The sequence below is a fragment of the Lysinibacillus fusiformis genome (assembly GCF_003049525.1).
GTDB classification, from domain to species: domain Bacteria; phylum Bacillota; class Bacilli; order Bacillales_A; family Planococcaceae; genus Lysinibacillus; species Lysinibacillus fusiformis.
Map to the genome: position 1 here is coordinate 107,622 of NZ_PYWL01000010.1, position 24,033 is coordinate 131,654.

21 protein-coding genes and 2 rRNA genes are annotated in these 24,033 nt (G+C 38.9%); 9 read left to right on the forward strand and 14 right to left on the reverse strand.

Going from position 1 to position 24,033, the window contains the following annotated elements:
- Positions 1-10 precede the first annotated feature (10 nt).
- The 6 genes from C9J29_RS18805 to C9J29_RS18830 all read left to right on the forward strand — a co-directional run bounded on the left by C9J29_RS18805 (position 11) and on the right by C9J29_RS18830 (position 7,613).
- Positions 11-925 (forward strand): EamA family transporter, encoded by a 915-nt coding sequence (locus tag C9J29_RS18805; RefSeq protein WP_089986862.1) that lies wholly within the window; start codon positions 11-13, stop codon positions 923-925.
- A 198-nt stretch (positions 926-1,123) separates the two neighbouring features.
- Positions 1,124-2,230 (forward strand): extracellular solute-binding protein, encoded by a 1,107-nt coding sequence (locus C9J29_RS18810; RefSeq protein WP_089986861.1) that lies wholly within the window; start codon positions 1,124-1,126, stop codon positions 2,228-2,230.
- A 95-nt stretch (positions 2,231-2,325) separates the two neighbouring features.
- Positions 2,326-3,396: an ABC transporter ATP-binding protein gene (locus tag C9J29_RS18815; RefSeq protein ID WP_089986860.1), complete on the forward strand. Its 1,071-nt coding sequence runs from the start codon at positions 2,326-2,328 to the stop codon at positions 3,394-3,396.
- Between the two features lie 12 nt (positions 3,397-3,408).
- The gene (locus C9J29_RS18820) at positions 3,409-5,130 is read left to right on the forward strand and encodes an ABC transporter permease (RefSeq protein ID WP_089986859.1); all 1,722 of its coding nucleotides are present in this window, start codon (positions 3,409-3,411) and stop codon (positions 5,128-5,130) included.
- Positions 5,131-5,157: 27 nt separating this feature from the next.
- On the forward strand, positions 5,158-6,672 hold the full coding sequence (gene argH / locus C9J29_RS18825) for an argininosuccinate lyase (RefSeq protein WP_089986858.1): 1,515 nt from the start codon (positions 5,158-5,160) through the stop codon (positions 6,670-6,672).
- A complete protein-coding gene (locus tag C9J29_RS18830) occupies positions 6,669-7,613 on the forward strand; it encodes an N-acetylglucosamine kinase (protein ID WP_089986857.1) in 945 nt (314 codons plus the stop codon). Before argH ends, C9J29_RS18830 begins: the two co-directional genes overlap by 4 nt.
- A gap of 28 nt (positions 7,614-7,641) precedes the next feature.
- On the opposite strand, the gene C9J29_RS18835 is transcribed toward C9J29_RS18830, so the two are convergent.
- The 4 genes from C9J29_RS18835 to C9J29_RS18850 all read right to left on the reverse strand — a co-directional run bounded on the left by C9J29_RS18835 (position 7,642) and on the right by C9J29_RS18850 (position 11,445).
- The gene (locus C9J29_RS18835) at positions 7,642-8,937 is read right to left on the reverse strand and encodes a transglutaminase domain-containing protein (RefSeq protein WP_107922603.1); all 1,296 of its coding nucleotides are present in this window, start codon (positions 8,935-8,937) and stop codon (positions 7,642-7,644) included.
- Between the two features lie 94 nt (positions 8,938-9,031).
- Positions 9,032-10,171 (reverse strand): transglutaminase domain-containing protein, encoded by a 1,140-nt coding sequence (locus C9J29_RS18840; protein WP_089986855.1) that lies wholly within the window; start codon positions 10,169-10,171, stop codon positions 9,032-9,034.
- 220 nt (positions 10,172-10,391) lie between these two features.
- Positions 10,392-10,652: a metal-sensitive transcriptional regulator gene (locus C9J29_RS18845; protein ID WP_004233098.1), complete on the reverse strand. Its 261-nt coding sequence runs from the start codon at positions 10,650-10,652 to the stop codon at positions 10,392-10,394.
- A gap of 85 nt (positions 10,653-10,737) precedes the next feature.
- Entirely contained in the window at positions 10,738-11,445 is a 708-nt protein-coding gene (locus tag C9J29_RS18850) for a glycosyltransferase (RefSeq protein ID WP_089986854.1), read from the reverse strand.
- 166 nt (positions 11,446-11,611) lie between these two features.
- Between C9J29_RS18850 and C9J29_RS18855 the strand changes: the two genes are divergently transcribed.
- Positions 11,612-13,531, forward strand: coding sequence for an SEL1-like repeat protein (locus C9J29_RS18855; protein WP_237068875.1), 1,920 nt, complete (start codon positions 11,612-11,614; stop codon positions 13,529-13,531).
- A gap of 49 nt (positions 13,532-13,580) precedes the next feature.
- Here the strand turns inward: C9J29_RS18855 and C9J29_RS18860 are convergent, their stop codons facing one another.
- The 6 genes from C9J29_RS18860 to C9J29_RS18885 form a co-directional block, all read right to left on the reverse strand.
- Positions 13,581-13,985, reverse strand: coding sequence for a hypothetical protein (locus C9J29_RS18860; protein ID WP_089986853.1), 405 nt, complete (start codon positions 13,983-13,985; stop codon positions 13,581-13,583).
- 73 nt (positions 13,986-14,058) lie between these two features.
- On the reverse strand, positions 14,059-15,432 hold the full coding sequence (locus C9J29_RS18865; protein ID WP_089986852.1) for a HAMP domain-containing sensor histidine kinase: 1,374 nt from the start codon (positions 15,430-15,432) through the stop codon (positions 14,059-14,061).
- Positions 15,429-16,100, reverse strand: a complete 672-nt coding sequence (locus C9J29_RS18870) for a response regulator transcription factor (protein ID WP_036148215.1) — start codon at positions 16,098-16,100, stop codon at positions 15,429-15,431. Before C9J29_RS18870 ends, C9J29_RS18865 begins: the two co-directional genes overlap by 4 nt.
- Before the next feature lie 73 nt (positions 16,101-16,173).
- Complete coding sequence (locus C9J29_RS18875; protein WP_089986851.1) at positions 16,174-17,268, reverse strand: DUF1648 domain-containing protein; 1,095 nt, start codon at positions 17,266-17,268, stop codon at positions 16,174-16,176.
- Positions 17,269-17,272: 4 nt separating this feature from the next.
- Positions 17,273-17,668, reverse strand: a complete 396-nt coding sequence (locus C9J29_RS18880) for a GntR family transcriptional regulator (RefSeq protein WP_089986850.1) — start codon at positions 17,666-17,668, stop codon at positions 17,273-17,275.
- Positions 17,669-17,741: 73 nt separating this feature from the next.
- Entirely contained in the window at positions 17,742-18,632 is an 891-nt protein-coding gene (locus tag C9J29_RS18885; protein WP_089986849.1) for a LysR family transcriptional regulator, read from the reverse strand.
- Between the two features lie 130 nt (positions 18,633-18,762).
- Here C9J29_RS18885 and C9J29_RS18890 point away from each other — a divergent pair, with 130 nt between their 5' ends.
- Positions 18,763-19,428, forward strand: a complete 666-nt coding sequence (locus C9J29_RS18890) for an O-methyltransferase (RefSeq protein WP_089986848.1) — start codon at positions 18,763-18,765, stop codon at positions 19,426-19,428.
- Positions 19,429-19,653: 225 nt separating this feature from the next.
- On the opposite strand, the gene aceB is transcribed toward C9J29_RS18890, so the two are convergent.
- Both aceB and aceA read right to left on the reverse strand, forming a co-directional pair.
- Positions 19,654-21,252, reverse strand: coding sequence for a malate synthase A (gene aceB, locus C9J29_RS18895; protein ID WP_089986847.1), 1,599 nt, complete (start codon positions 21,250-21,252; stop codon positions 19,654-19,656).
- Between the two features lie 103 nt (positions 21,253-21,355).
- Positions 21,356-22,639, reverse strand: coding sequence for an isocitrate lyase (aceA, locus tag C9J29_RS18900; protein ID WP_107922604.1), 1,284 nt, complete (start codon positions 22,637-22,639; stop codon positions 21,356-21,358).
- Between the two features lie 214 nt (positions 22,640-22,853).
- On the opposite strand from aceA, the gene C9J29_RS18905 reads away from it, so the two are divergent.
- Positions 22,854-23,525, forward strand: coding sequence for a LytTR family DNA-binding domain-containing protein (locus C9J29_RS18905; RefSeq protein WP_089986845.1), 672 nt, complete (start codon positions 22,854-22,856; stop codon positions 23,523-23,525).
- 91 nt (positions 23,526-23,616) lie between these two features.
- On the opposite strand, the gene rrf is transcribed toward C9J29_RS18905, so the two are convergent.
- Together rrf and C9J29_RS18915 are read right to left on the reverse strand one after the other, a co-directional pair.
- A 5S ribosomal RNA gene (gene rrf, locus C9J29_RS18910) occupies positions 23,617-23,732 on the reverse strand.
- A 187-nt stretch (positions 23,733-23,919) separates the two neighbouring features.
- Positions 23,920-24,033: ribosomal RNA gene (locus tag C9J29_RS18915) — 23S ribosomal RNA — on the reverse strand; the annotation flags it as partial.

The following is a 24,033-nucleotide window of genomic DNA, read 5'->3' on the forward strand; positions in this document are numbered from 1 at the left end:
GATTGTATTCATGAAAACAAATTTAATTTACCCTCTTTTGATCGTCATTGCCTCTAGTAGCTACGGAATTTTGTCGACTATTGTCAAAGTAGCGATGCAGCATGGCTTTACATCTGCAGAGGCTGTATCGAGCCAATATATTATTGGCTTTATACTCGTTTTAGTTATTTTTATGTTGACAGATAGAAAATTACCTAAGCCATCCAAAAAAGGCATCCTTATATTATTATGTGCTGGTATTTTTACCGGAACGACTGGAATAGTGTATGGAGAATCTCTCAAGTATTTACCCGCTTCTCTTGCAGTAGTGATGCTGTTCCAATTTACATGGATAGGTTTGTTAATTGATTGTGCTCTACATAAAAGATTACCAAGTCGACCTGAAGTTATTTCGATTATTATCTTATTTGTAGGAACAATTTTAGCTGCAGGTGTTTTAAATGTAGATTTAAGTGGAATCCCTCTCCAAGGATGGTTATTCGGCTTTGCTGCTGCCGTTACCTTTGCCTGCTTCATTCAATTTAACTCTCGACCAGTGGAAGGGGTTACAACCACTTCAAGGGTATTTATCGTTTCCTTTGTAGCCCTTATAATGATCAGTATTTTCTTAAGTCCAGAAGTGATTTGGAACGGAAAATTGTTTATGGAAGGCTTATGGAAGTATGGATTAGCCCTCGGTCTATTCGGTATCATTTTACCTATATACTTATTCTCCATTGCTATTCCCAAAATTGGTGGTGCACTTGCTTCCATCTTAAGCGCTATTGAATTACCTGTTGCAGTTACCGTTTCCGTTATTGTCCTACATGAACCTTTAACTGCATTGCAAATTATGGGCATTGTTTTAGTGATAGTCGGTATGTTATTGCCGACAATTATTGCGCAACGCCGACAAAATGATAGCCTATTGGATGCACAAACTTAAACAGATAGAAAACTCCTTGAAAATGGAATATTCCTTTTTAAGGAGTTTTTTTGAACTTCATTGAAATGCCGTTGCTAATGGATTAGCACTTCGCTATGATGAAGGAAAATGTAATTTTTTAATAATTCTAACATGAATGTTACCCCTTCGTATTATACTGCAATATGTAAGTACCTTACTTTAAGAAAGGGGAAGTTGATGAAAAAAACACGTATTCTTAGTTTTTTCCTTGTGTTCATACTGTTTGTTTTAGCCGCATGTAGTGGAAACAATGACCGAAAAACTACAAATGATGCTGCCAATAACGATAAAACGACAGATGGCGACAAAACGGAAGTAGCGGCAACAACGCCATCTGGTAAGCTTGTTATTTACACAGGACGTGATGAAGAAATGGTGCAAAATGTAATCGATCAGTTTAATAAAAAGTATCCAGACATTGAAGTAGAATTTTTAACAATGGGCGCTCAGCAAATTTTAGAACGTTTACGTGGCGAAAGGGCTAATCCTCAGGCAGACTTTTGGTGGGGCGGCACACAATCAGCGCTCATTGTTGGGGCAAATGAAGACTTATTACATGCCTGGCAGCCTAGCTTTATTGACTCTATTGATGCTACACATAAAGATGTAGATGGCCGCTGGTTTGGAGAGATGCTGCTACCAGAAGTCATTATGATCAATAGTGATTTATTAACAAAAGAAAATGGGCCACAGGATTGGGATGACCTTCTTGACCCTAAATGGAAGAATCAAATTTTAATTCGGGGTGTGCTGGCTTCAGGAACAATGCGCACCATATATTCCTCTATGATTGTACGACAAGATGCGAACTCTCCTGATAAAGGCTATGAATGGCTATTACAATTAGACGCTAATACGAAGGAATATACGCAAGATCCTAATGCTTTGTACTTAAAGCTAACACGACAAGAAGGCAGTGTCTCCTTATGGAATCTACAAGATATTTTATTAAAGAAATATACAACTGATTATCCCTTTGATTATATTTATCCAAAAAGTGGAGCACCTATTTTGGTAGATGGTGTTGCAGTTGTCAACAATGCGAAAAATCTAGAGAATGCCAAACTATTTGTCGAATTTTTATTCGAAAAAGAGATGGTGACACAGTTAGCCAAAGATTATTATCAAATTCCTACACGATCTGATATCGATAAGGCATCCATGCCAGAGTGGTATCAAGAATTAGATTTAAAAACATTCGATATAGACTGGCAGCAAATGTCTGACAAAGAGGCTGAATGGATGGAATACTGGGATAACAATATTAAAGGCCGCGGTAATTAGTATCCGGGTGAAAATCCAGCTTTTTTAGTGGATTTTTACCTTACTATCTCATCCCCTATATAGCTATGAATCCTTTGTTGGAGAGGAGTTTTTTGTTGAAAAGAGTCACAATCGAAAATGTCTCGAAGCAGTTTGGTCAGTTGTATGGTGTGAAAGATGTAGATCTCGAAATAAAGGCTGGTGAATTCTTCACTTTTCTTGGGCCAAGCGGCTGCGGCAAGACAACTACTTTGAGAATGATTGCCGGTTTTTATTACCCAACTAAAGGTAAGATTCTATTTGATGAACAAGATGTCACTCGGCTTCAGCCAAATAAACGCAATATCGGTATGGTATTTCAAAACTATGCCCTTTTCCCTCATATGACAGTAGATGAAAACATCGCATTTGGTTTACAGGTTCGTAAATTTTCTAAAACTGAGATTCAGCGCAAGGTAGATCGAATTAGAAGACAAGTACATCTGTCAAATTACGGGGATAGAAAAATAAATGAGCTTTCTGGTGGGCAACAGCAACGTGTGGCTTTGGCTCGAGCTCTAGTAATTGAGCCAGATATTTTATTACTTGACGAACCATTATCCAATCTAGATGCAAAGTTACGTGAGGAAACACGTATTGAAATCAAACGGATTCAATCTGAGCTTGGTGTCACGACGATCTATGTTACCCATGATCAAATGGAGGCTATGGCGATGTCTGACCGAATCATGGTCATGGAAAACGGCTATATCAAGCAAATTGGGACTCCTCAGGAAATATATCACCGACCTGTAGATCGCTTTGTAGCTAACTTTATTGGCGAAACCAATTTAATTGAGGGCATATTAGAAGCAATTGAAGGCGAAGAAATACAAGTGAAAACAGCAAATGGACATATTTTTACTGGGCGAAAGCAACAGAGCTCTCCAGCATTAACGCATATGATTGGAGACAAAGTATTTATTTCAATACGTCCAGAATCTATTCATTTGGGGACTGGGGATAATACATTAACAGGAAAAATAACCTTTGTTGAATTCACAGGCATTAGCGTCAATTACATTGTAGATTGTAACGCCTTTTCACTTAAAGTAATGCTTATTAATTCTTATGACCAAATAAAAAAGATTGGCGAGGATATTACCATTCATATAACGCATGACTCGCTGTATTTTTTAGGGGAATAGGAGGAAGCCAATATGGAAAAGCAAACTGTCAATGCTTCTCAAGAAAGTATATGGACACGAATCTTTCATTCCAATTGGTTCATCTATATATTAATATCGCCATTATTTTTAGTGTTGTTCGCCTATGTCGTCTATCCCTTCTATCAAACATTTACTCAAAGCTTTGCTGGTGATGAACCATTCCTTCACTATAAAAAATTTTTCAATCTAGCAAGCCCAGCAAATTTAGAAGCTTTGTGGACCAGTATTTATATTTCTAGTATTAGCGTCCTTTGCTGCGCTATCGTTGGAGTAACTATGGCTTTTTTACTCGAACGCTATAACTTTCCTGGGAGACGAATACTTTCCATTTTAGTATTGGTCCCTATGGCACTTCCCCCCCTAGTCGGTGTGCTATCCTTTTCTTTTTTGTACGGAGATAGTGGTATTTTCCCTCGAGTCTTTCAGCATTTATTCGGTTTAGATCATGTACCCTTTTCATTGAAAGGGATTTGGGGAGTCATCGTTGTTCATACTTTCACCATGTATACTTATTTTTATTTAACCGCATCTGCTGCCATCAAGGGGCTAGATCCAGCTCTTGAAGAAGCGGCAACTAGTTTAGGTGCAGGGCGTATTCGCGTGTGGACAAAGGTTATTTTACCCATGCTGACCCCTTCCATTGTTGCTTCCTCCTTATTAGTGTTTATGATCTCTATGGCCTCCTATACGGCACCCTTAATGTTTGGTGTAGAACGAACTATGACCATGCAAATCTACTTATCTCGTACTAATGGCAATCTTGAGATGGCCGCAACTCAGTCGATGATACTGTCCTTTGTCTCTATTACATTTTTAATGATGATGCGTTGGTATCAAAATCGCCGAAATTATCAAAATCTCAGTAAAGGGATAAGTGTCCATCGCTCGGAGGTATCCTCCAAGAAAATAAAAATAGCGGCAACTATTGCCTCCTGTATCGGCACGTTGATTTTGATCTTACCGATATTAGTGCTGATATTAATATCCTTTTCTGTTGATGGGGCATGGAAGACTCAAATACTCCCTACAGACTATACACTGGATCATTATATGGCTCTCTTTACTGATGAGCGTACATGGCGACCTATTTGGAATTCTATACAGATGGGTATCGTCGCAACATTTGGCAATATTATCTTTGGTGTTGCCGCAGCATATGCGATGGTCCGCTTAAATTTTAAAGGAAAAACATTACTCGACATTTTAATAATGGTACCTTGGGCTCTACCTGGGACAGTGGTAGCAGTCAATTTAATCGCCGCCTTTAGCACGGAAAACATCTTTGCCTTTAATCAAGTATTAATCGGGACATTTTGGATTTTACCATTAGCCTATTTCATCCGACATTTGCCACTTGTTTTCCGGTCAACCTCTGCCTCTCTCGTACAACTAGATCCGTCAATTGAAGAGGCATCACGTGGATTAGGCGCCAATTGGTGGTATACATTTAGACGCATCGTCATACCTTTAACATTCACCGGAATATTAGCGGGAACACTATTAGCCCTAGTACAAAGCTTTGGTGAATTTGTTGCATCCATACTTATATACAGTACATCTACTATTCCATTGTCTGTTGCCATATTCCAAAAATTGTATGCATTTAAATTTGGGACTGCGTGTGCCTACGGTGTCTTACAAATTTGCTTAATTTTAGTTGTCCTTATTATTTCTGAAAAACTATCAAAAGGCAGTGCTGGTACAGCTATTTAACTGCTAATCTATTAGGAGGCCATGATAATGTTTGAAGATTTTCGCAACAAAACGCAGCAGGAAGATGGGATGATTTTCCCTTCTAACATCTATCGGAAAATTGTGTTACAGCCAGCCTATGAAGAGGCAAAGAAAAATTTTCTAACTATTATGCTACAAATTAATATAGCTCATTTAAAAATGTTAGAAGAACAAGGACTTGTAAAAAAAGAGGAAGCGAAACAAATTGGGGCAGCACTAAAGAAAATAGATTTAAATTATTATCGTTTAGAAGATTATAGCCCCCAATACGAAGATTTATTTTTCCGCATTGAAAATAAATTAATAGAGCTTGCTGGCGACGTTGCTGGAAATCTTCATATTGGACGCAGTCGTAATGATATGGGCATCGCCATTTATCGTATGACACTAAGGCAAAAATTACTGTTATTAATGCGAGAGCTACTAACATTGCGAGATGATTTAATCGCAGCTGCTGAGGAGCATGTAGATACTATTATGATTGGCTACACGCATACGCAACAGGCTCAGCCTACAACCTTTGCCCATTATTTAAAGGCTGTCATTGACCAGCTTGAACGAGATTTTGAGCGCATGCAGCATGTCTATAAAACTGTTAATCGTAGCAGTATGGGGGCTGCAGCCTTAACTACAACAGGATTTAATATAAATCGAGAACGGATGCGTCATTTGTTGGCATTCGATGATATTATCGAAAATGCGTGGGATGCAGTGGCTGGAGCTGACTATATTGCTGAAGCAGCAAGTATTGTACAGCTTGCTGCACTCAATCTTGGCCGGACCTCTCAAGATTTTTTATTATGGGCTACACAGGAGTTCAATGCCTTCACACTCGCAAGTCCATATGTTCAAATAAGCTCTATTATGCCCCAAAAGCGTAACCCTGTTTCAATTGAACATACGCGTTCATTACTATCGGCTGTTGTTGGAGATGCAAGCACCGTGTTACAGATGGTACATAATACACCATTTGGAGATATCGTCGATACTGAGGATGATATGCAACCCTATTTATGGCGTGCCATCGACCGCTTAGTTGGGATTTATAAATTATTTGGCTCACTTGTTGTCACAATGGATGTGAACAAGAAAAAACTAAGAAACCGTGCAGAGAACAGCTTTGCCAATGTTACTGAGCTGGCTGATACATTAGTACGTTCAGAGGATATTTCCTTCCGCCAAGCACATAGCATTGTTAGTAAATGCATTAAAGTACTACTTGCTCATAGTGAGGAATCGCTAGCAAGCCTTACATGGGGACTCGTGAATACTCAATCTAAATTGATTACGGGAAAAGAATTAAATATTTCAGAAGAGGATTTTTATAAAACCTTACAGCCAGAGTCTTTTGTTGGTGTTCGAACACTACCAGGTGGCCCAGCTCCCGCCACAATGAAAGCAGCACTTGAACATGCCAAAATGAATACGAAAAATCTTTATGAATGGATTCAATTAAAGGAAAGTTCCATTATTGAAGCGGAGAAAGAATTAACGATTTTTCTTGAGGAATGGAGCCAATGATGAAATGGCTTCTAGTTATTGATGGTGGTGCGACAAAAACGGCATGCGCAGTCGTTCACGCGGAAACTGGTGTTATGGAATATTCAGCTTCAACAAAGGGCTCCAACTATCAAGCCATTGGTATGGAAGCAGCTACAGTGATATTACATGAGCTTTTAGCAAAGGTAGAAATTTTTTTGCAAAAGTATCCCTGCTCTCAAATTGCTGTAGCTACCTTTGCCTTAGCTGGGATTGATTCTCCAAAAGACAAAGAAATAGTTACAGCTATTGTTCAAAATGCCCTATCAGCCACACAGCTTTCTATTGCTACTCTTATTATTGAAAATGACGCTGAAGCCACACTACTTGGTGTGACTGCTGGACAGGCAGGTGCATTACTCATTGCTGGAACAGGAGCAATCGCTTACGCCTATGATGGACAGCAAATCGTTCGTGCTGGAGGCTGGGGACACCGAGCTGGAGATGAAGGTAGTGGTTATTGGCTAGGGCAAGAAGTGGTAAGAGCCATCTTTAAAATGGAAGATGGTCGAGGTGAGACCACTATTTTAAAAGAGGCTGTCTATCATTCCTTAGCTATACAAAATGTAACCGAGCTCGCTGAATGGTTATTTCAGCCATCCTATACAAATGCACAGTTGGCCAAAATGGGGGCATTTGTTGCTCAAGCAGTTGAACAACAAGATGCTTGTGCCATTCAAATATCACAACAGGCAGCTCACGAATTGGCTCTTTTAGCAAAAGCCGTGTTAACAAAGATAGGCTATCAGAATGGACTGTTTCCTCTTTACTGTAATGGTGGTGCCATCAAGTATAATCCACTTATTTTAAAAACATTTACAAATATATTAGCAGTAACGCATCCGCAGATCTCCATTTCTCTTTGTGAGCAGCAACCAATTGATTATTTAATTGAACGAACAAAAAGGGCCTTTGACTGTTGATAAGTCATGCCCTTTTTGTTGTCCCCATTTATAGGGCCATTTTCTTCAACTCATTCGTTGTGAAATAAAGATAGCCATCTTTCACAAATAAATCCTTCGTATCTTCTCGGTTTAGGGACTGTTCCCCGCTACCATCTGGACGAATCTTTGTTAAATAAGCGCCTCGGGAATAATTACTATAATAGAGCCATCCATCTGCATAAACGACGTATTGTACACGGGAATTTGTTACTCGTTTCGTTTTACCCGTCTTCATATCAAGCACATACAGCTTATTGTCATCAGAGATGTTGCTAAAATATAATTGATGGTCAACCTGTGCTGGGAAGTCTATATCATGATAGTAGCTATAGAGTGTACTCGTTGCTTTAGGATAATCTTCAGCAATCCATGAGTGGTCTTTTGCCATTGTGCGGTCGTCAACTAAAAAGTATTGGTAACGAATGGCCCCCTTACGATCTGGGACTGGATCATTCCACGTTGTGTCAAGGTGATACCATTGTCCACCTAACTTCACTAAATTCCACGCATGTCCTTCTTGACCTACATATCCTACAATATATTTCGTTTCAATCCCTAGCTTTTGTAACATGGAGTGAGCAAGTAAAGCATAACCCTGACATACCCCTCCGCGCTCTGCAAGAACGGTATAGGCGCTATGGGGACTAGAATTTGTTTGGTCGGTATAGGCCGTATTCGCCACAATATAATCATTAACGGCTCGTACCTTTTCTACGTCTGACATAGATGTATTACTAATTTTGGCAATGATTTCTTGGACATTCATCTCCACGTAAGCAGCCTGTTCTGGGGTCATTAAATAGCTTTGCTCCCCAAATATTGTTGCCTGGTTTCTTCCATATTCAAAACGAATTGAATGTTTACTAATATGGCCATACACATAATCGTCTCTTTCGATGGCATTGTTATAGGCCTCTTCTACAATTTGTTCAATTCGTTGTGTATTCCCTTTATACTGAATTTCAAATTTCGGTGAGAAACTACTATAATACGCATACATTGCATCAGTCATTTCCTTAACGTTTGTCACAACTAACTTTGTCTCTGGCTTCTGAATTGCTTGAGCAGTAGGTGCTACCTCCATATCATGCATGTCTTCTATAGGTATGGCCGTTTCTATTGAGGCATTGTCTGAAAGTCTAGCGGTTACATCAACGATTTTTTCCTTTGTTGAAAGAAGCATTGTTTCTATCTCATCATTATTTGTCCATTCCGCTATCTGCCGGACAACTGCTTTACCTGCCGTATAAATGGGGTCAATGAAAACAATGATGATCATAATAATGGCTAATTTCTTCCACAAACTCCTCACCTCCAACCGTCTTCTTCTATTCATTATATACAAAAACAAGCACAAAGAACCCGTTCAGAGTCCTTTTATGCCTGTTAATAATTGTTTATTGACTTAATGGAAGTTTATGCTCTTTGGCATTCATGTTATAGATTAGATAATTGTCACTAATCTTTAGATTCGTTACTGGCTGTTTGACCAACACCTCAGCCTTTAATGTTTTCAGATTTAGTTTTGTTAAATAACCGCTGTTGCTATAATCACTATAATATAGATTTTGGCCCATTCCAGTAATATACAACGCTCGTTTATCCAACACTTTTGTTTTTTTACCAGTTGCCATTTCTAGCTTATATAATTTATCGTGATCAGCCGTATTACTAAAATAGACGACATTATTTAATGGATACGCAAAATGAACATTGTGCATAAAGCTATATTTAGTGCTTGAGGCCGCAGGATAATCTGTCTGAATCCAAGAATGATCCTTCTTAAGCACTTCATCCGTCACTAAAAAGTAATCATAGGATGCAGCACCAATGCGATTGGGTAGTGGATCATTCCATGTTGTATCCAAATGGTACCATTTGCCGTCTACCTTTACCAAGTTCCAAGCATGGGCCTCATTTTCATTCACAAATCCCACCACATATTTTGTTTCAATTCCACTCTGTGACAGCATTGCCTGTGCAGCTAAGGCATAACCTTGGCAAACAGCTTGTCCTTCAAATAGCAAAGCATAGGCACTATGGGGACTTGCCTTTGTTTTAGTACCATAACTAGTATTCGATACAATATAATCATTAATAGCTTTTACTTTATCGAATTCAGTCATAGTGGGCTTTATAATATTTTTCAATACTTGACCAATCTTTTTTTGTACAGCTGCTTCTTGTGTTTGATTTGTCAGGTACTTTATTGTATAGGATACGTTCCCTAAAGAATCTGCGGAAATTGTTGTGCTTTCCATATGTCCGCTTGCGTATACAGCCTGCTTTTTAGCTTGATCAAAAGCAGCCATAATCTCTTTTTTGAAATCACCCATCGGACCAGTATATGTAATGTTAATATCCGTTTCAAAACTATTAATTTTCTTTATTAGTTCTTTTGTAAACTGCTCCCAAGTTGTGACTGTTGAATTTGCTACAACAGGATTTATTACGGATTTAGTCTCCTCTTGTTGTGCATAAGCCGCAGTCGGGCTTAACATAAGTAAAGTAGCGCCACATAATAACCATTTCTTCATAACACAATCACCTTCCCTTTTACGCTATCATTATTAGTTAGCATAACAAAGAAAGTGACTACTAGGCTATGAGACAAGCGCCCCAACTAAGACTTTCAACTAAAAAAATAAAATGATCCTTATAATATAAATTACCTAAAAATTGAATATAAGCGTCGATTATAACTACTAAATTGTAAAAAAATAAAACTCACTACATTCCAGTGAGTTTTTTTGACAATTAACGACTTTTTACTACTAAGTTAACCGCTTCCTGAATGGCCTCATTCATCTTTTCGCCATCCCCTTCCGCATTTTGCACACATTCCAATAAATTTGTACTAACAATCACACCAACCGTTCGGTCTACAGCCGAGCGGACGGCTGATAGCTGCGTAATCACTGCCTTACAGTCTTTTTCCTCCTCCATCATCTTCAAAATACCACGTAGCTGACCTTCCATCCGTTTCACCCGATTTTTTACTTGATCTGAATATTCCATAAACATGCTCCTTTTTTCTATACTCGCTACGTTCTATTGAGTAATTGTTATCCTAGCTCTTTATTTCAATTTTAAACCTTAATTATCATTGTTTTCTTGGTCGTAAATAATTCATAAGCATTCTCGTTATAATGGAGCTTGCATTTGTTATTTCATCATACTGAATAATGGAGTTCTTTTTTATTCGTAATTGCCCAATCTCTACCTCGAAAATAGAGCACTTTCGTTTAAGTGCAGCGATTAGCATATTTGTATCATAATCATAATGTTCACCTTTTACCTTCATTAGCCATGGTAATTCATTCATCGAAATATAGCGTAAACCCGTTTGAGTATCCATCAATTTCCGGTGATAGAGCAGTTCAAAAAAGAGACTTGTTGCACGATTTCCCCAATAGGAAAGAAAGGTACTATCGACCGAATGGAAGTTTCGCACGCCTAGCACAATACCTTCTGAAAAGACCTTCGTCATCGTTAAAACAAGCTTTACATCTTGTAATGTATGCTGACCATGTGCCCCTACTGTGAGTACCCCATGAAATATTCTTTTTTGCTCTCGTATATATGTAAAGGCTGTCTTTAGGGCACCACCTTTTCCAATATTGTCTCGATGCTGAAGGACTTGGCAGCCTTCTATTTTTTTTAGGTCGTCAAAAATCCCTTTATATTTCTGATCACTTCCATCATTGACAATAATAATTTGTGTAATGGTCGTTGCTAGTAATTGATGTACATAGGTAATGAGTGATTGTTGCGGATTATATGCTGGAATAATAGCTGCAATATTTTTCATGTCTATCCTCCACCTATAGGCTGTCAGGCTCTTCATATTGATGAATTCCCCTTATATCAAATAGTATCATGTAACAGCAACAATTCAACTGATGAATCCCATGAAAACATATCAATAATATCGATATTTCTCCGATATATGAAAAAAGAGAATACCACGAAAGAGGGTGAGTACGATCGTCATACATTATGAAATTCTTGAAGAACAATGTCATAAGTTAAGGCAATTTTCCTTCGCAACATTAGCTAAAAATTTACAGGAAGCTAGTTTTTTCGCCATTTCGAACCCTCTAGTTTCTTTACAAAAATCACTGCTAGTATTAGAGGAGATTTTATTTGAGGTTTATCAATTGGAAATGCATACTACACCCAAATTAAAAAATGTCCGCATGCTGTTAAATAATCGTAGTTTTACAGCCCAAATTCATCCTCGTCGAATTTTCCTATTAATGAATCTCGTCTATAAAATGACGAGCCATACTAGTAATGAACTTGTGGAGGCAAAGGCGGCCAAAATTGTTCTTGATTATATAACTGATATTGTTGAATGGTTTATGAAGCGCTATGATCGTAGCTTTAAATCGAATGTCGCTGATGAGAAAATTTTGATGTCGGATAACAACCTATATCAGCCGGAACATTCAACAGATGCTTATAAACATGCAGCTGATTGGTTCGAAATTGCGGCACAAAATGGTGACGCAAGTGCTCAATATAATTTAGGAGCGCTTTACAACCATGGGCAGGGGGTTAAAAAGGATTATACACTTGCGAAAATGTGGTATGAACGAGCCGCAGCTCAAAACGATCCCAATGCACACTATAGTCTCGGTGTCCTCTTTCATCTAGGACAAGGTACGGCACAAAATTATGGGGAGGCCGCTCATCACTACCAAATAGCGGCTGATTTAGGAAATGCAGATGCTCAGTACAATCTGGGTGTGCTTTATAATCAAGGGCTGGGCCTATCGCAAGATTTCAATGAGGCAGCCAAATGGTACACCTTAGCCGCGGATCAAGGGAATACCAGTGCACAAAACAATTTAGGATTTCTTTATCATAATGGGACAGGTGTAGAGCAGAGTTATGTGAAGGCCAGCACTTATTTTGAAATGGCTGCCTTAGCCGGAGATGCAAGTGCGCAATATAATCTAGGCTATATGCATTTGAAAGGTCGTGGCATTCCACAAAATTTTGCAGAGGCAGCCAAATGGTTCCACATGGCCGCTTTACAAGACCATATGAATGCAGAATTTCAAATTGCCATGCTCTACAATACTGGCCTAGGAATAGACAAGGACCATATTGAGGCTTTGAAGTGGTTTAAGCTAGCAGCACATAAAGGACATTTACATGCACAATATTACCTTGGTCTTCTCTATGAAAAAGAACAGGATATCGTATTAGCTGAGAAATGGCTACTCCTAGCTGCTAAAGAAGGACATATTAGTGCTGGCTTCGAGCTTGGGCGTCTATATGTTTATCAACTTCAACAACCAGATAAAGCTCTGCCTTATCTAAAGGCTGCAGCTGAAAAGGGTTATGTGGATGCTCAATACGAGCTCGGACTTTTATTAACTGTAGGAGCTGGTGTTCCTGTTAATTATCCAGAAGCCGTGCAATGGTGGAGAGCTGCAACTGATCAGTCTCATATTCAGGCTGAGTATCAATTAGGCCTATTATATGAGCAAGGATTAGGGGTTTCTATAGATCTGGAAGAGGCACGCCGCTGCTATCGTTTAGCTGCCATTCAAGGGCATGCGGGTGCTCAATACCAGCTCGGAAATTTATTTGATAAAGGTAAGGGTGTTACCCAGGATTACACTGAAGCTGCCAAATGGATTGAGCAAGCTGCCGCACAAGGGCATATAAAAGCACAATTCCAATTAGCACAAATGCACAGTCATGGGCAAGGCGTTCCAAAGGATTTTGCTAAAGCAGCCCAGCTCTATAGATTGGCTGCGAATCAGGGCCATCAGAAGGCACAATTCCAACTCGGTCTAATCTATAAAAAAGGGCAGGGTGTTGCCCAAGATTATCAAGAAGCCACAAAATGGCTGAAAAAATCACTTCAAGATATCCAATAAACATGAAAAACCTACCGCGTCACGAGCTTATGTAACACGGTAGGTTTTGCTAATTTTTCATATCTTCTTGTTGTTTAATCATAAATGTTACTACAATGAATAAAGCAAAGCTAATTAATAACGTAGTTCCACCTACAATAAAGAACACTAAAGTAAATGTGCTGCCAAAATTAAATGGATTGATATTGTAAAACCACATCCCTAATGTTAAGCCAAAAACACCAAGAATAGCTGTCCAACCATGTATATTCACTATTTTTTGTGATTTGACTTTAAAAGCTCTATAAAAAATACCCCATGCAAACATACTCAGCCAACCAACAAGTAAAATATGTGCATGTATCGGTCTATATTCGTAGCTACCTGAACCGGACATATGTGAACCTAGATAGGTTCCGATTAAAGCAAAAATGGCAGCCAAACGAATAAGGCGTATGCTCCACTTCTGTTCCATACGAAAACTCCCCCTTAGTTTGTTTCAACTAAGTAGCAGTCTATCGGGAGAACATGAACTTTACATGAACTCCTCATGACAAAATGGGGAGATCTATATATACCTTTGTCCCCGCATTGACTGCGCTTTCTATATGGACAGTGCCTCCATGTAGCTCTACGATTTGCTTGACAATTGCTAGTCCCAATCCTGTCCCTTGCTTCGTTCTAGAAGTGTCTGCTCGATAAAAACGGTCATAAACTTTTGCTAATTGATCTGCAGTCATACCTATTCCATTATCCTCAACAAGGATTGCAAGCGAAGCAGGTTTTTGCTGTAAATCTAGATGTATTTGACCTCCCTCCACATTGTACTTAATCGCATTTGTCAGCAAGTTGTCCCACACATTTTGTAGAAGCCCTGCATCTCCATTAAAAATAACTTGCTCCATTTTGTAAGTGATTTGGAGCTGAGCCTCTTCCATTTGCCAGCGATATTTTCGTACGCTTTCCTTTAGCTGTTCATCTAATCGGTAACGCTCACGTTTGATTATTCGTGTCGATTGATCAAGCGATGTTAATAACAATAACTGCTTCGTTAAAGTTGATAAGCGTTTTGTTTCCAATTCGATAATGGCTGCGTACTCCCGTCTTTCCTTCTCCTTCAGCAAAGGATTTTTTAGTAAGTCAACATATCCTTGAATATTTAATAAAGGGGATTGAAAATCATGCGATACATTACTTATAAATTCCTTTCGCACGCGATCATTCTCCTGTAATTTTTCTGTCATTATATTAAAACTAGTAGCTAATTGGCCTAATTCATCATTACGGTCAATGTCCAAAACGGTATCAAACTTTTCATGTGCAAGCTGTTGAGTTGCCGCTGTTAGCTTTGTAATGGGACGAATTAGTGCCTTAGCAAATAGTAGCATGGCCAGTAAACTGAGCACTATCATGACGAGCATTAATCCACCAAGCAATGTATGTACCTCCGAAAACAATAAGCGAATATCCGGTCTTACGAACAATGCATAGGACTTATTTTCATACGTAAATGGCACACCAATTGTATTAATTAACTCATTAGCAAAAAAGCCTGTTACAAACGTTTCTTTTGGAAAATCTCGCATACCATGATAGACCTCACCATTTAAAACATGCTTTACAACGGATTCAGACAAAGTCTTATCCCGATAATCGCCACCAAAAAAGTGCCCTTCCTCGCCAGTGGTTACATATATTTGATAGCCAATTTCGCCAAGTGTCATGAAATAATTATTTAAATCCTCGGGCTTAGCAGTCTCAATATATTGCGCAATCCCCTGTGCGATGACAACGTTTTTTGTATCGTTTTTTTCTTTTACGACTTGATGATAATATGTATTCGTCGCTAAAAAACCAATACACAAGCTCCCTATCATCACTAGCAATGTGGTCATTACAAATTTACTATATAAAGTCTTCATGACGTTGCCTCTAGCTTATAGCCAACGCCTCGTACCGTGATGATTTCAACAGCCGTATCAAAACGATTTAATCTTTCTCGAACCCGCTTCACATGCGTATTCAATGTTTGCTCGTCCCCATCATAGTCATAGCCCCATACTTGCTCCATTATATAGCTCCTTGTAAATACCTGGTTAGGACGTGATGCCAATAACGCCAGCAATTCAAATTCCTTTAAAGGTAAGATAAGTGTCTCTTCTCCAATAATAACCTCGAAGCTACGACGATCGATTACTAGATGGCCCACTTGGATGGTTATTTGATTTTTCTTATCCAATCTACGCAAGATAGCGGCTATACGAAATAATAATTCCTTTGGCTCAAAGGGCTTCACAACATAATCATCTGAGCCGGCTAAAAAGCCTCGCTCTTTATCTTCAAGCTCACCCTTTGCTGTTAATAATAAAACAGGAATATCGTAATCTTGTGTTAAAGTCTCGGTCAGTGTGAATCCATCCATCCCTGGCATCATCACATCTACGACTGCTAAATCGGGTAGATTCCCGTTAAGTAATGCTAGTGCCTGCTGAGCATTTTCCGCACGTAACACTTGATAGCCCTCTTTTGTTAAATAAATATTTACTAGCTGTAAAATATGCACATCGTCATCGACAACAAGAATTTTCATCTGCTTACCTCCAGTCAATATGAAAAAAATTCGCTCACTTGGAACGAATTTTTCATCATAGATCCTTATTATTTTATAACGAAAATATAGAAATCAACAGCAATAAGAGAAAAGGTAACCCAATGACAATATATCCTCTTGGATTGGCAAGGTTCATCGTCCACCCTACCCCAAAACGTTTCTCTACAAAAACAGAAGGATCCTGACGATTCATATAAATTAAACCGCCCTTCCAATAACGATCTTCATCCACATCCATGACCTGTGAATCAATATTTTTTTCATAGCGAACTCTATATTTGCGCTTTTTCACAACATAAATTAAAAGAGAACCGACTACAACAGCTAAAAATAAAACAAATAGCGGTAATAGCTTATAGCCTACAGTCATGGAAGGATAAATATTACTAAGTTGTAGCACCGTTAATAACACTGTTATAGCATAGCTTACTAATAAAATTTGCCAGCTCATAAATTTTCGAGTTTTTAGCTGATCCTCTAGTGATTCCTCCTTGCGATTTACCGCTATTTTGATGGCAGAACGCTTTATCGAATCAGTAATGCCCCACATCATGAATTGCATCATAAGCATAACAAGAGGCAACGAAATGGCCGTTAAATACGTCTTGCTTTTCCAAGCATCTGCCTCTCCACTTGGTCCCCAATGTACAGCTATATTAGCTGGCATTTGATCGTAATGAAGGATTGTATAAATAATTAAAAATCCTGATATCACTAAGGGCACAGCAAAGAATGACCAAGGAAGCATCTCATCACGGCTTCGTGCTGTGAGATCGACTGCACGTACCTGTTTAAGATTTACGCCCCACTGCTCCTGCCTTTTTAAGGCTGATATCTTTTGGTGATATACCCAGTATAGCCCCATACTCACTGTAAGCATGCTCCATAAACAACCGAGTAAAAACATACCTTGAATGGATTCAGAAGTAAGCAAGTTGTAACTAATAATCATAACAATTAAAAACACCACGCCAGTGCCTCCGACTATTTGGGCGTAACGTTTTTTCACATTAGCTAGGGCAGGATGCTTAATATTTTGATCTGGCACAGTGACCCCAAAAACAATGGTCTCACGTACAATAAAAGGAACGATTATTTGTAAAACTAATGTCATGATGTAAATAGATATAAAAACACCAAGTAGCATATTGCTACACTCCCTCTGCTGGAATATGCAAGTCTGCGAACACCTTTTTCATCATGTGCTCAATTTGTTCTACTGTTGCGCCGAGCACCATACCTTCTGCCACAACAGGCTTTAAATTCTTTTCAATTTGTCGTAATTGTTCTGGCGTCAAAGCCTTCTCCTCTGTTGAACATATAATGGCTCCCGATTTCGCGCGTATAGCTATTATGCCTTTAGCCTCTAATTCATGATAGCTTTTATTTACAGTATGCATATTAACGCCTAAATCAGCAGCTAAACTCCGAACAGATGGCAAGGTCTCTCCTTGCTTCATATCTCCTCTTGCTATCCCTTCAATGATTTGACGTGTCACCTGCTCATAGATGGGAACGTCAGATTGCGGCTCTATTTGAATAAACATGTTTATCAGCTCCATATTTGTTATATGTTTAGTATAACAAATATTTTTCAAATGTACATGAAGGACAAACTATTTATAGTGAGCGCTTAATCGTCTCGATAAAATTTTGCACCAGCAAATTTTGCTTTTCTTTTTTTCTCGTACAAATGGAAATTTTATGTTTAACGGGATGTATATCTTTTATATAGACCCTTGCCAATTGCCCACTCTCGACATATTCCCTAACTGCCAGGGATGAAATAAAATTGGCTCCATATCCCGCTATAACAGAACGTATGGTTTCATTGATCCCATTAAATTGTAACGCAATTTTTGGTGGCTCTACTTGGTACGTTTGACATAAGGAAAATAGATGCTCTCTCATCGAGCTCCCTTTCTCTCTCATAATAAATGGCTCCTGAAACATTTCAATTAATGTAATAGTTTGATGAGCATACCTATGATGGGGTGACACCACAAACCATAGTTCATCCTCATATAATTCCTCCCACCATATTTCTTTAGGTCTCTCAGAAATTCCTCCGCCATAAATGGCAATGTCGGCTTTATAGTGTATTAGTTGCTCAAAGGCATCCTTTGTATTGGTAGTTGTAATCATTAAATTTACATGTTCATTGGCTGCCTTAAAAGTAGCTGCCCATTTAGGAATTAAAAAATTGGCTGGTAGATAAGTAGATACTATATGTAAATCCCCTGCTTTGGCAAGGCGATACTCTTCTACAAATGTTTCTATATGCTGTTCAAGGGCCATCAAATGTTGAGCCTTCTCCGTTAGAGCTATGCCAAACTCGGTAAGTACGACCCCTCGCCCCTGCTGCTTAAAAAGTTGTACGCCTAATTCATGCTCAAATCGTTTAATTTGGCTCGAAACAGCAGGCTGGCTTATACATAATAATTCTGCCGCTTTTGTGAAACTACCAGTAGTAGCAACGTGATAAAACAATTTTAAGCCATGAATATTCATCATTTTCTCCTATCCATAACATTTAGTTATATATGAATAATTATAATATATTTTTTTTATGATTCATTTTATCATACACTCTAAATGCAAGCTTGCACTTTTTAAATGACATAGAAATGAGGGCTGTACGATGACAGAGTTAAATGTTTGGCATAATGTAGACAATTATTTTACGGATAAACTTCTACCAGATAACAGCTGTCTTACCGCTGCACTACTGGCAAATAAAGCTGCAGGTATACCTGAAATTGATGTATCCCCAACTCAAGGGAGATTTTTGTATTTACTAACTAAATTGAAAGGAGCCGTTAATGTATTAGAGATTGGCACACTTGGTGGGTATAGCAGTATATGCTTAGCTCAAGCTCTTTCAAAAGAAGGGAAAGTGGTGACTTTAGAAATTAATGAAGACTATGCCTCTGTCGCTCGTAAAAATATACGACATGCAGGCTTAGAGGAAAAGATTGAAATTATCGTCGGTCCAGCGTTGGATACATTGCCAGACTTGAAAAAAAGGGGACATTTTTTTGATGTCATTTTTATTGATGCAGATAAGCCCAATAATCCTGAATATTTAAAGTGGGCAGTAAAGCTAGCGAATTCAGGTGCTGTTATTATTGCGGATAATGTAGTGCGGAATGGTGCTATCACAGATATAAATAGTATGGACGAACGTGTTAGCGGCGTACAGCAATTTATAGATCTGCTAAAAGAGGAGCCCCGTATTGAAGCAACAGCAATACAAACGGTTGGCGTCAAAGGCTATGATGGCTTTGTCCTGGCCATAGTCAATTAATATAGAAAAAATCCGCGTAGCCTGGAAAAACAGTTACGCGGATTAATTAAAAAAGATGTCTTATAAGCTCCCCATCTAAGCTCGTAGGACATCTTTTTCCTCTAAATTACTTTTATAATTAGACCCCTTTAATACAATTGTGCTCATCTCACTAGTAACGGGGGAACAGACCCCGTCATATTTTACTTTGTAGGAAAGCTGAATATGTTTTTAGTGGATTTTCATTTACGCTAATTTTTCATAGCCTGGAAGTGTCAAGAATTCCGCGAATTCATCTTGCTCAATTAAGGATTTAAACAGTTCAGCGGCTTCTTCAAAGCGACCACTGTTATAGGCTTGTTCCCCAACAGCCTCTTTAATTTTGACAAGCTCTTCTTCCAGAATTTCAAGGACAAACGCTAAAGTAATGCCGCGCCCATCATCTAAAATACCTTTTGGATGTCGAACCCACTGCCACACTTGTGTACGAGAGATTTCTGCTGTCGCAGCATCCTCCATTAAATTGTTAATTGGTGCAGCTCCATTACCACTAAGCCATGAAGCAATATATTGTACACCAACACTACAGTTAACACGAAGTCCCTCAAGGGTAATTGTGCCCTCAGGTACAGCTACTAAATCATCTGCAGTAACTTGTACATCCTCACGCTTTTTATGAATTTGGTTGGGGGTCGTCATAATGGCATCAAATTGCTCCATTGCTGTTGCCACCATACCTGGGTGCGCTACCCAAGTACCATCATGCCCCTCTGTTGCTTCACGTCGCTTATCTTCAGCAACCTTTGCAAATGCCACCGCATTCGCTTCATCATCATTTTTAACAGGAATTTGTGCAGCCATCCCGCCCATTGCAGGTGCGTTCCGCTTATGACAAGTTTGAATACATAAAGATGTATAAGCCTTCATGAATGGGACGGTCATTGTAACTTGACCTCGGTCTGGTAAAATAACATCCGCTTGATTACGAAGGCGTTTAATATAACTAAAAATATAGTCCCAACGTCCACAATTCAGACCAGCTGAATGTTCACGTAGCTCATATAAAATTTCATCCATTTCAAATGCCGCCAAAATGGTTTCGATCAATACAGTAGCTTTTATAGTGCCCTGTGGAATGCCAATATAATCTTGGGCAAATACAAAGATATCATTCCATAGACGAGCCTCTAAATGGCTTTCAAGCTTCGGAAGATAAAAGTACGGCCCCGTTCCTTTTGCCAGTGCATTTTTTGCATTATGGAATAGATACAAACCAAAGTCGAAGAAACTTCCAGAAATCGGTTCATCATGAACAAGTACATGCTTTTCAAGCAGGTGTAAGCCTCTAGGACGAACTAGTAACACGGCTGTTTCAGCATTTAGTTTATACGTTTTTCCATTAGATGCTTGTGTAAACTCAATCGTCTTATTAATAGCATCACGCATATTAATTTGACCACCAATCATATTTTCCCATGTTGGAGAAGAAGCATCCTCAAAGCAAGCCATAAACATCTTTGCTCCAGAGTTTAAAGCATTAATAACCATTTTACGGTCAACCGGCCCTGTAATTTCAACACGCCGATCCTGCAAATCTTGTGGAAGAGGTGCAATTGACCAATCACCTTCACGAATATGCTTTGTTCCAGGTAAGAAATCTAGTTTCTCTCCCGCATCTAGACGCTTTTGGCGTTTCTGACGAGCATTCAATAACTCTTTACGGCGAGCATCAAATTTCTCGTGCAGGGCAAGAACAAACTCAAGAGCTTCAGGCGTTAAAATTTCATTTGTATGCTCATTTTGTTCTCCAACAATTTTAAGCTTACCTGTCGTTGCTTGTTTCATTAGTTGTTTACCCACCTTTGCGATTTTAGTTTTGTCTTCCTCCGCTTTAGGAGGAGCGGAGGAGACTACTCTATGATTATGAATTTAGGAAAACACGCATTTTTTATACGAACTGTTCAGTTTCTGTCGATCCAGCCATTGCCGTTGTTGAAGAAGTACCACCTGAAATAACTTGGGAAATTTCATCAAAGTATCCAGTACCTACCTCGCGTTGATGGCGTGTCGCTGTATAACCCTTAGATTCGGAAGCAAACTCAGCTTGCTGTAGCTTAGAATATGCAGCCATACCATTATCTTTATAATCATGTGCCAACTCAAACATAGAGTGGTTTAATGCATGGAATCCTGCTAAAGTAACAAACTGGAATTTATAACCTAGCTTACCAAGCTCACGCTGATACTCTGCAATTTCCTCTTCTGAAAGATTTGCTTTCCAGTTAAATGAAGGTGAGCAGTTGTATGCAAGCATTTTACCTGGGAATTCCGCATGAATAGCTTCTGCAAATTCACGAGCTTCATCAAGAGATGGTTTAGAAGTTTCACACCAAATTAAATCAGCGTATGGTGCGTAAGCTAAGCCACGAGCAATTGCTTGTTTGATGCCTGCCTTTGTACGGAAGAAACCTTCAGGAGTACGTTCACCAGTAATAAACTCTGCATCACGTGGGTCGATATCTGAAGTAACCATATCCGCAGCATCAGCATCTGTACGAGCGATAAGAATTGTATCAACACCCATAACGTCAGCCGCTAATCTCGCAGCTACTAAATTACGTACAGCGTTTTGTGTTGGAAGTAAAACTTTACCGCCTAGATGACCACATTTCTTCTCTGAAGCTAACTGATCTTCAAGGTGAACACCAGCTGCCCCTGCTTCCACCATGCCTTTAACAAGCTCAAATACATTAAGAGGTCCTCCAAAACCTGCCTCTGCATCTGCTACAATTGGAGCAAACCAGTCAAATTGGTCGACACGTCCTTCAGCATGATCAATTTGATCTGCACGTTGAAGTGCTTGATTAATTCGTTTAACTACTGCTGGTACAGAATTGGCTGGGTATAGTGATTGATCTGGATACATTTGACCCGAAAGGTTTGCATCCGCAGCTACTTGCCAGCCTGATAGATAGATAGCTTTGAGTCCAGCTTTAACTTGCTGTACCGCCTGATTCCCCGTTAATGCCCCCAATGCATTAATAAACGGCTCCTCATGTAATGAATTCCATAGTCGAGTAGCACCTTTTTTTGCCAAAGTTTGTTCAATTACTACAGTACCTTGTAGTTTAATAACCTCTTCAGCCGAATATGTGCGTTCAATACCAGCCCAGCGAGGGTTTTCAGCCCATTGTTTCTCTAAAGCTCCGATTCTTTCTTGACGAGTTGACATATTGAAATTCCACCTTCCCCTTTGTGTACAATATACTCTGTTAAAAAACTTTTAAACCACTGTTCCATAACAGGTTTATTTGTTGTAAATTAATATATAACAGAGTATTTGAATTTTCATTATTTTTTGATAAAAGACCAAATTTTTATGACAAAGCTATCCTTTTTTGCGACGAAATTTGGATGGTTATTTACAAACAAGGGGGATATTCACAATGAACAATGAATTAAAATCATGTGCAAAAGATATTTCAGAACAATATATTTCAATGTTGAGCGATTGGATTCCTACTGATTCATCCATTGCAATTGCCGTTAATAATTCTTATATCTTTATTCAACCAGGGCATCCGAGTATCCATTTAGAAATGGGTCAACAAGTGTTACCTGGAAGTATTGCCGATCAAGTATTGCGCACACAGAAAAAAACAGAAACAATTTTAGATAATTTGTCATGCGATACACCCTTTTACGGTATCGGCTATCCGATACTCATTCAGGATGAACCAGCAGCTCTAGTAGTCATACTGCCATCTACTTTCACTACTAAAAAGACAGAACCATTTGAGTTTATAACAGGAAAACAAGATGAAGAATGGAATCCTGTAGCCATTAATAAAGTATCGCATATTGAAAGTCTTCAAAAAAAGACATGGTTTTATGTAGAGCGCGAACAATTTAAAACGAGCATCACCCTTAAAGAACTTGAAATAAGATTACCATCATACTTTATTCGTATTCATAGATCCTATATCGTAAATATTTATTTTATAAAAAAAATGGCGCGTGATTTGACATCAAACTTTATTATTACATTAATGGATGGTAGTGAATTACCAGTGAGTCAATCATATATCAATAACTTGAGAAGTGCGCTTAAGTTTTAAATATATTAGCTGTCTTACTCCAGAGACAGCTTTAATTTTTTCTGTTGAAAACGAAAAAAGACCAGAGAAAAGATTCTCTGGTCTTTCTAGTGCCTAGCGACGTCCTACTCTCACAGGGGGAAGCCCCCAACTACCATCGGCGCTAAAGAGCTTAACTTCCGTGTTCGGTATGGGAACGGGTGTGACCTCTTTGCCATCATCACTAGACTATTTTCGGCTTTCAATATACATCGCATTTCTTCGTCAGCTGCTGTCGTTCAGTCAGTCACGTACTTGAGTACGCTCCTTCCCTCTCTCCATTGCTTCCTCGAACTACTCGTATCTTGAAACCCTTCATAAAAGAAATTATTCTTTCAAAACTGGATAAACGGTTCATTGAATGTTTCAAACTTTTTTGGTTAAGTCCTCGATCGATTAGTATTCGTCAGCTCCATGTGTCACCACACTTCCACCTCGAACCTATCTACCTCATCGTCTTTGAGGGATCTTACTTACTTGCGTAATGGGA

Bases quoted from the DNA above. Each gene is read 5' to 3' on its own strand.
- aceA (WP_107922604.1), bottom strand. From the start codon at position 22,639: ATGTCAACTCGTCAAGAAAGAATCGGAGCTTTAGAGAAACAATGGGCT.
- C9J29_RS18905 (WP_089986845.1), top strand. From the start codon at position 22,854: ATGAACAATGAATTAAAATCATGTGCAAAAGATATTTCAGAACAATAT.
- C9J29_RS18865 (WP_089986852.1), bottom strand. From the start codon at position 15,432: ATGAAGACTTTATATAGTAAATTTGTAATGACCACATTGCTAGTGATG.
- argH (WP_089986858.1), top strand. From the start codon at position 5,158: ATGTTTGAAGATTTTCGCAACAAAACGCAGCAGGAAGATGGGATGATT.
- C9J29_RS18885 (WP_089986849.1), bottom strand. From the start codon at position 18,632: ATGAATATTCATGGCTTAAAATTGTTTTATCACGTTGCTACTACTGGT.
- C9J29_RS18830 (WP_089986857.1), top strand. From the start codon at position 6,669: ATGATGAAATGGCTTCTAGTTATTGATGGTGGTGCGACAAAAACGGCA.
- C9J29_RS18810 (WP_089986861.1), top strand. From the start codon at position 1,124: ATGAAAAAAACACGTATTCTTAGTTTTTTCCTTGTGTTCATACTGTTT.
- C9J29_RS18870 (WP_036148215.1), bottom strand. From the start codon at position 16,100: ATGAAAATTCTTGTTGTCGATGACGATGTGCATATTTTACAGCTAGTA.
- C9J29_RS18845 (WP_004233098.1), bottom strand. From the start codon at position 10,652: ATGGAATATTCAGATCAAGTAAAAAATCGGGTGAAACGGATGGAAGGT.
- C9J29_RS18890 (WP_089986848.1), top strand. From the start codon at position 18,763: ATGACAGAGTTAAATGTTTGGCATAATGTAGACAATTATTTTACGGAT.
- C9J29_RS18820 (WP_089986859.1), top strand. From the start codon at position 3,409: ATGGAAAAGCAAACTGTCAATGCTTCTCAAGAAAGTATATGGACACGA.
- C9J29_RS18850 (WP_089986854.1), bottom strand. From the start codon at position 11,445: ATGAAAAATATTGCAGCTATTATTCCAGCATATAATCCGCAACAATCA.
- C9J29_RS18875 (WP_089986851.1), bottom strand. From the start codon at position 17,268: ATGCTACTTGGTGTTTTTATATCTATTTACATCATGACATTAGTTTTA.
- C9J29_RS18880 (WP_089986850.1), bottom strand. From the start codon at position 17,668: ATGTTTATTCAAATAGAGCCGCAATCTGACGTTCCCATCTATGAGCAG.
- C9J29_RS18860 (WP_089986853.1), bottom strand. From the start codon at position 13,985: ATGGAACAGAAGTGGAGCATACGCCTTATTCGTTTGGCTGCCATTTTT.
- aceB (WP_089986847.1), bottom strand. From the start codon at position 21,252: ATGAAACAAGCAACGACAGGTAAGCTTAAAATTGTTGGAGAACAAAAT.
- C9J29_RS18840 (WP_089986855.1), bottom strand. From the start codon at position 10,171: ATGAAGAAATGGTTATTATGTGGCGCTACTTTACTTATGTTAAGCCCG.
- C9J29_RS18805 (WP_089986862.1), top strand. From the start codon at position 11: ATGAAAACAAATTTAATTTACCCTCTTTTGATCGTCATTGCCTCTAGT.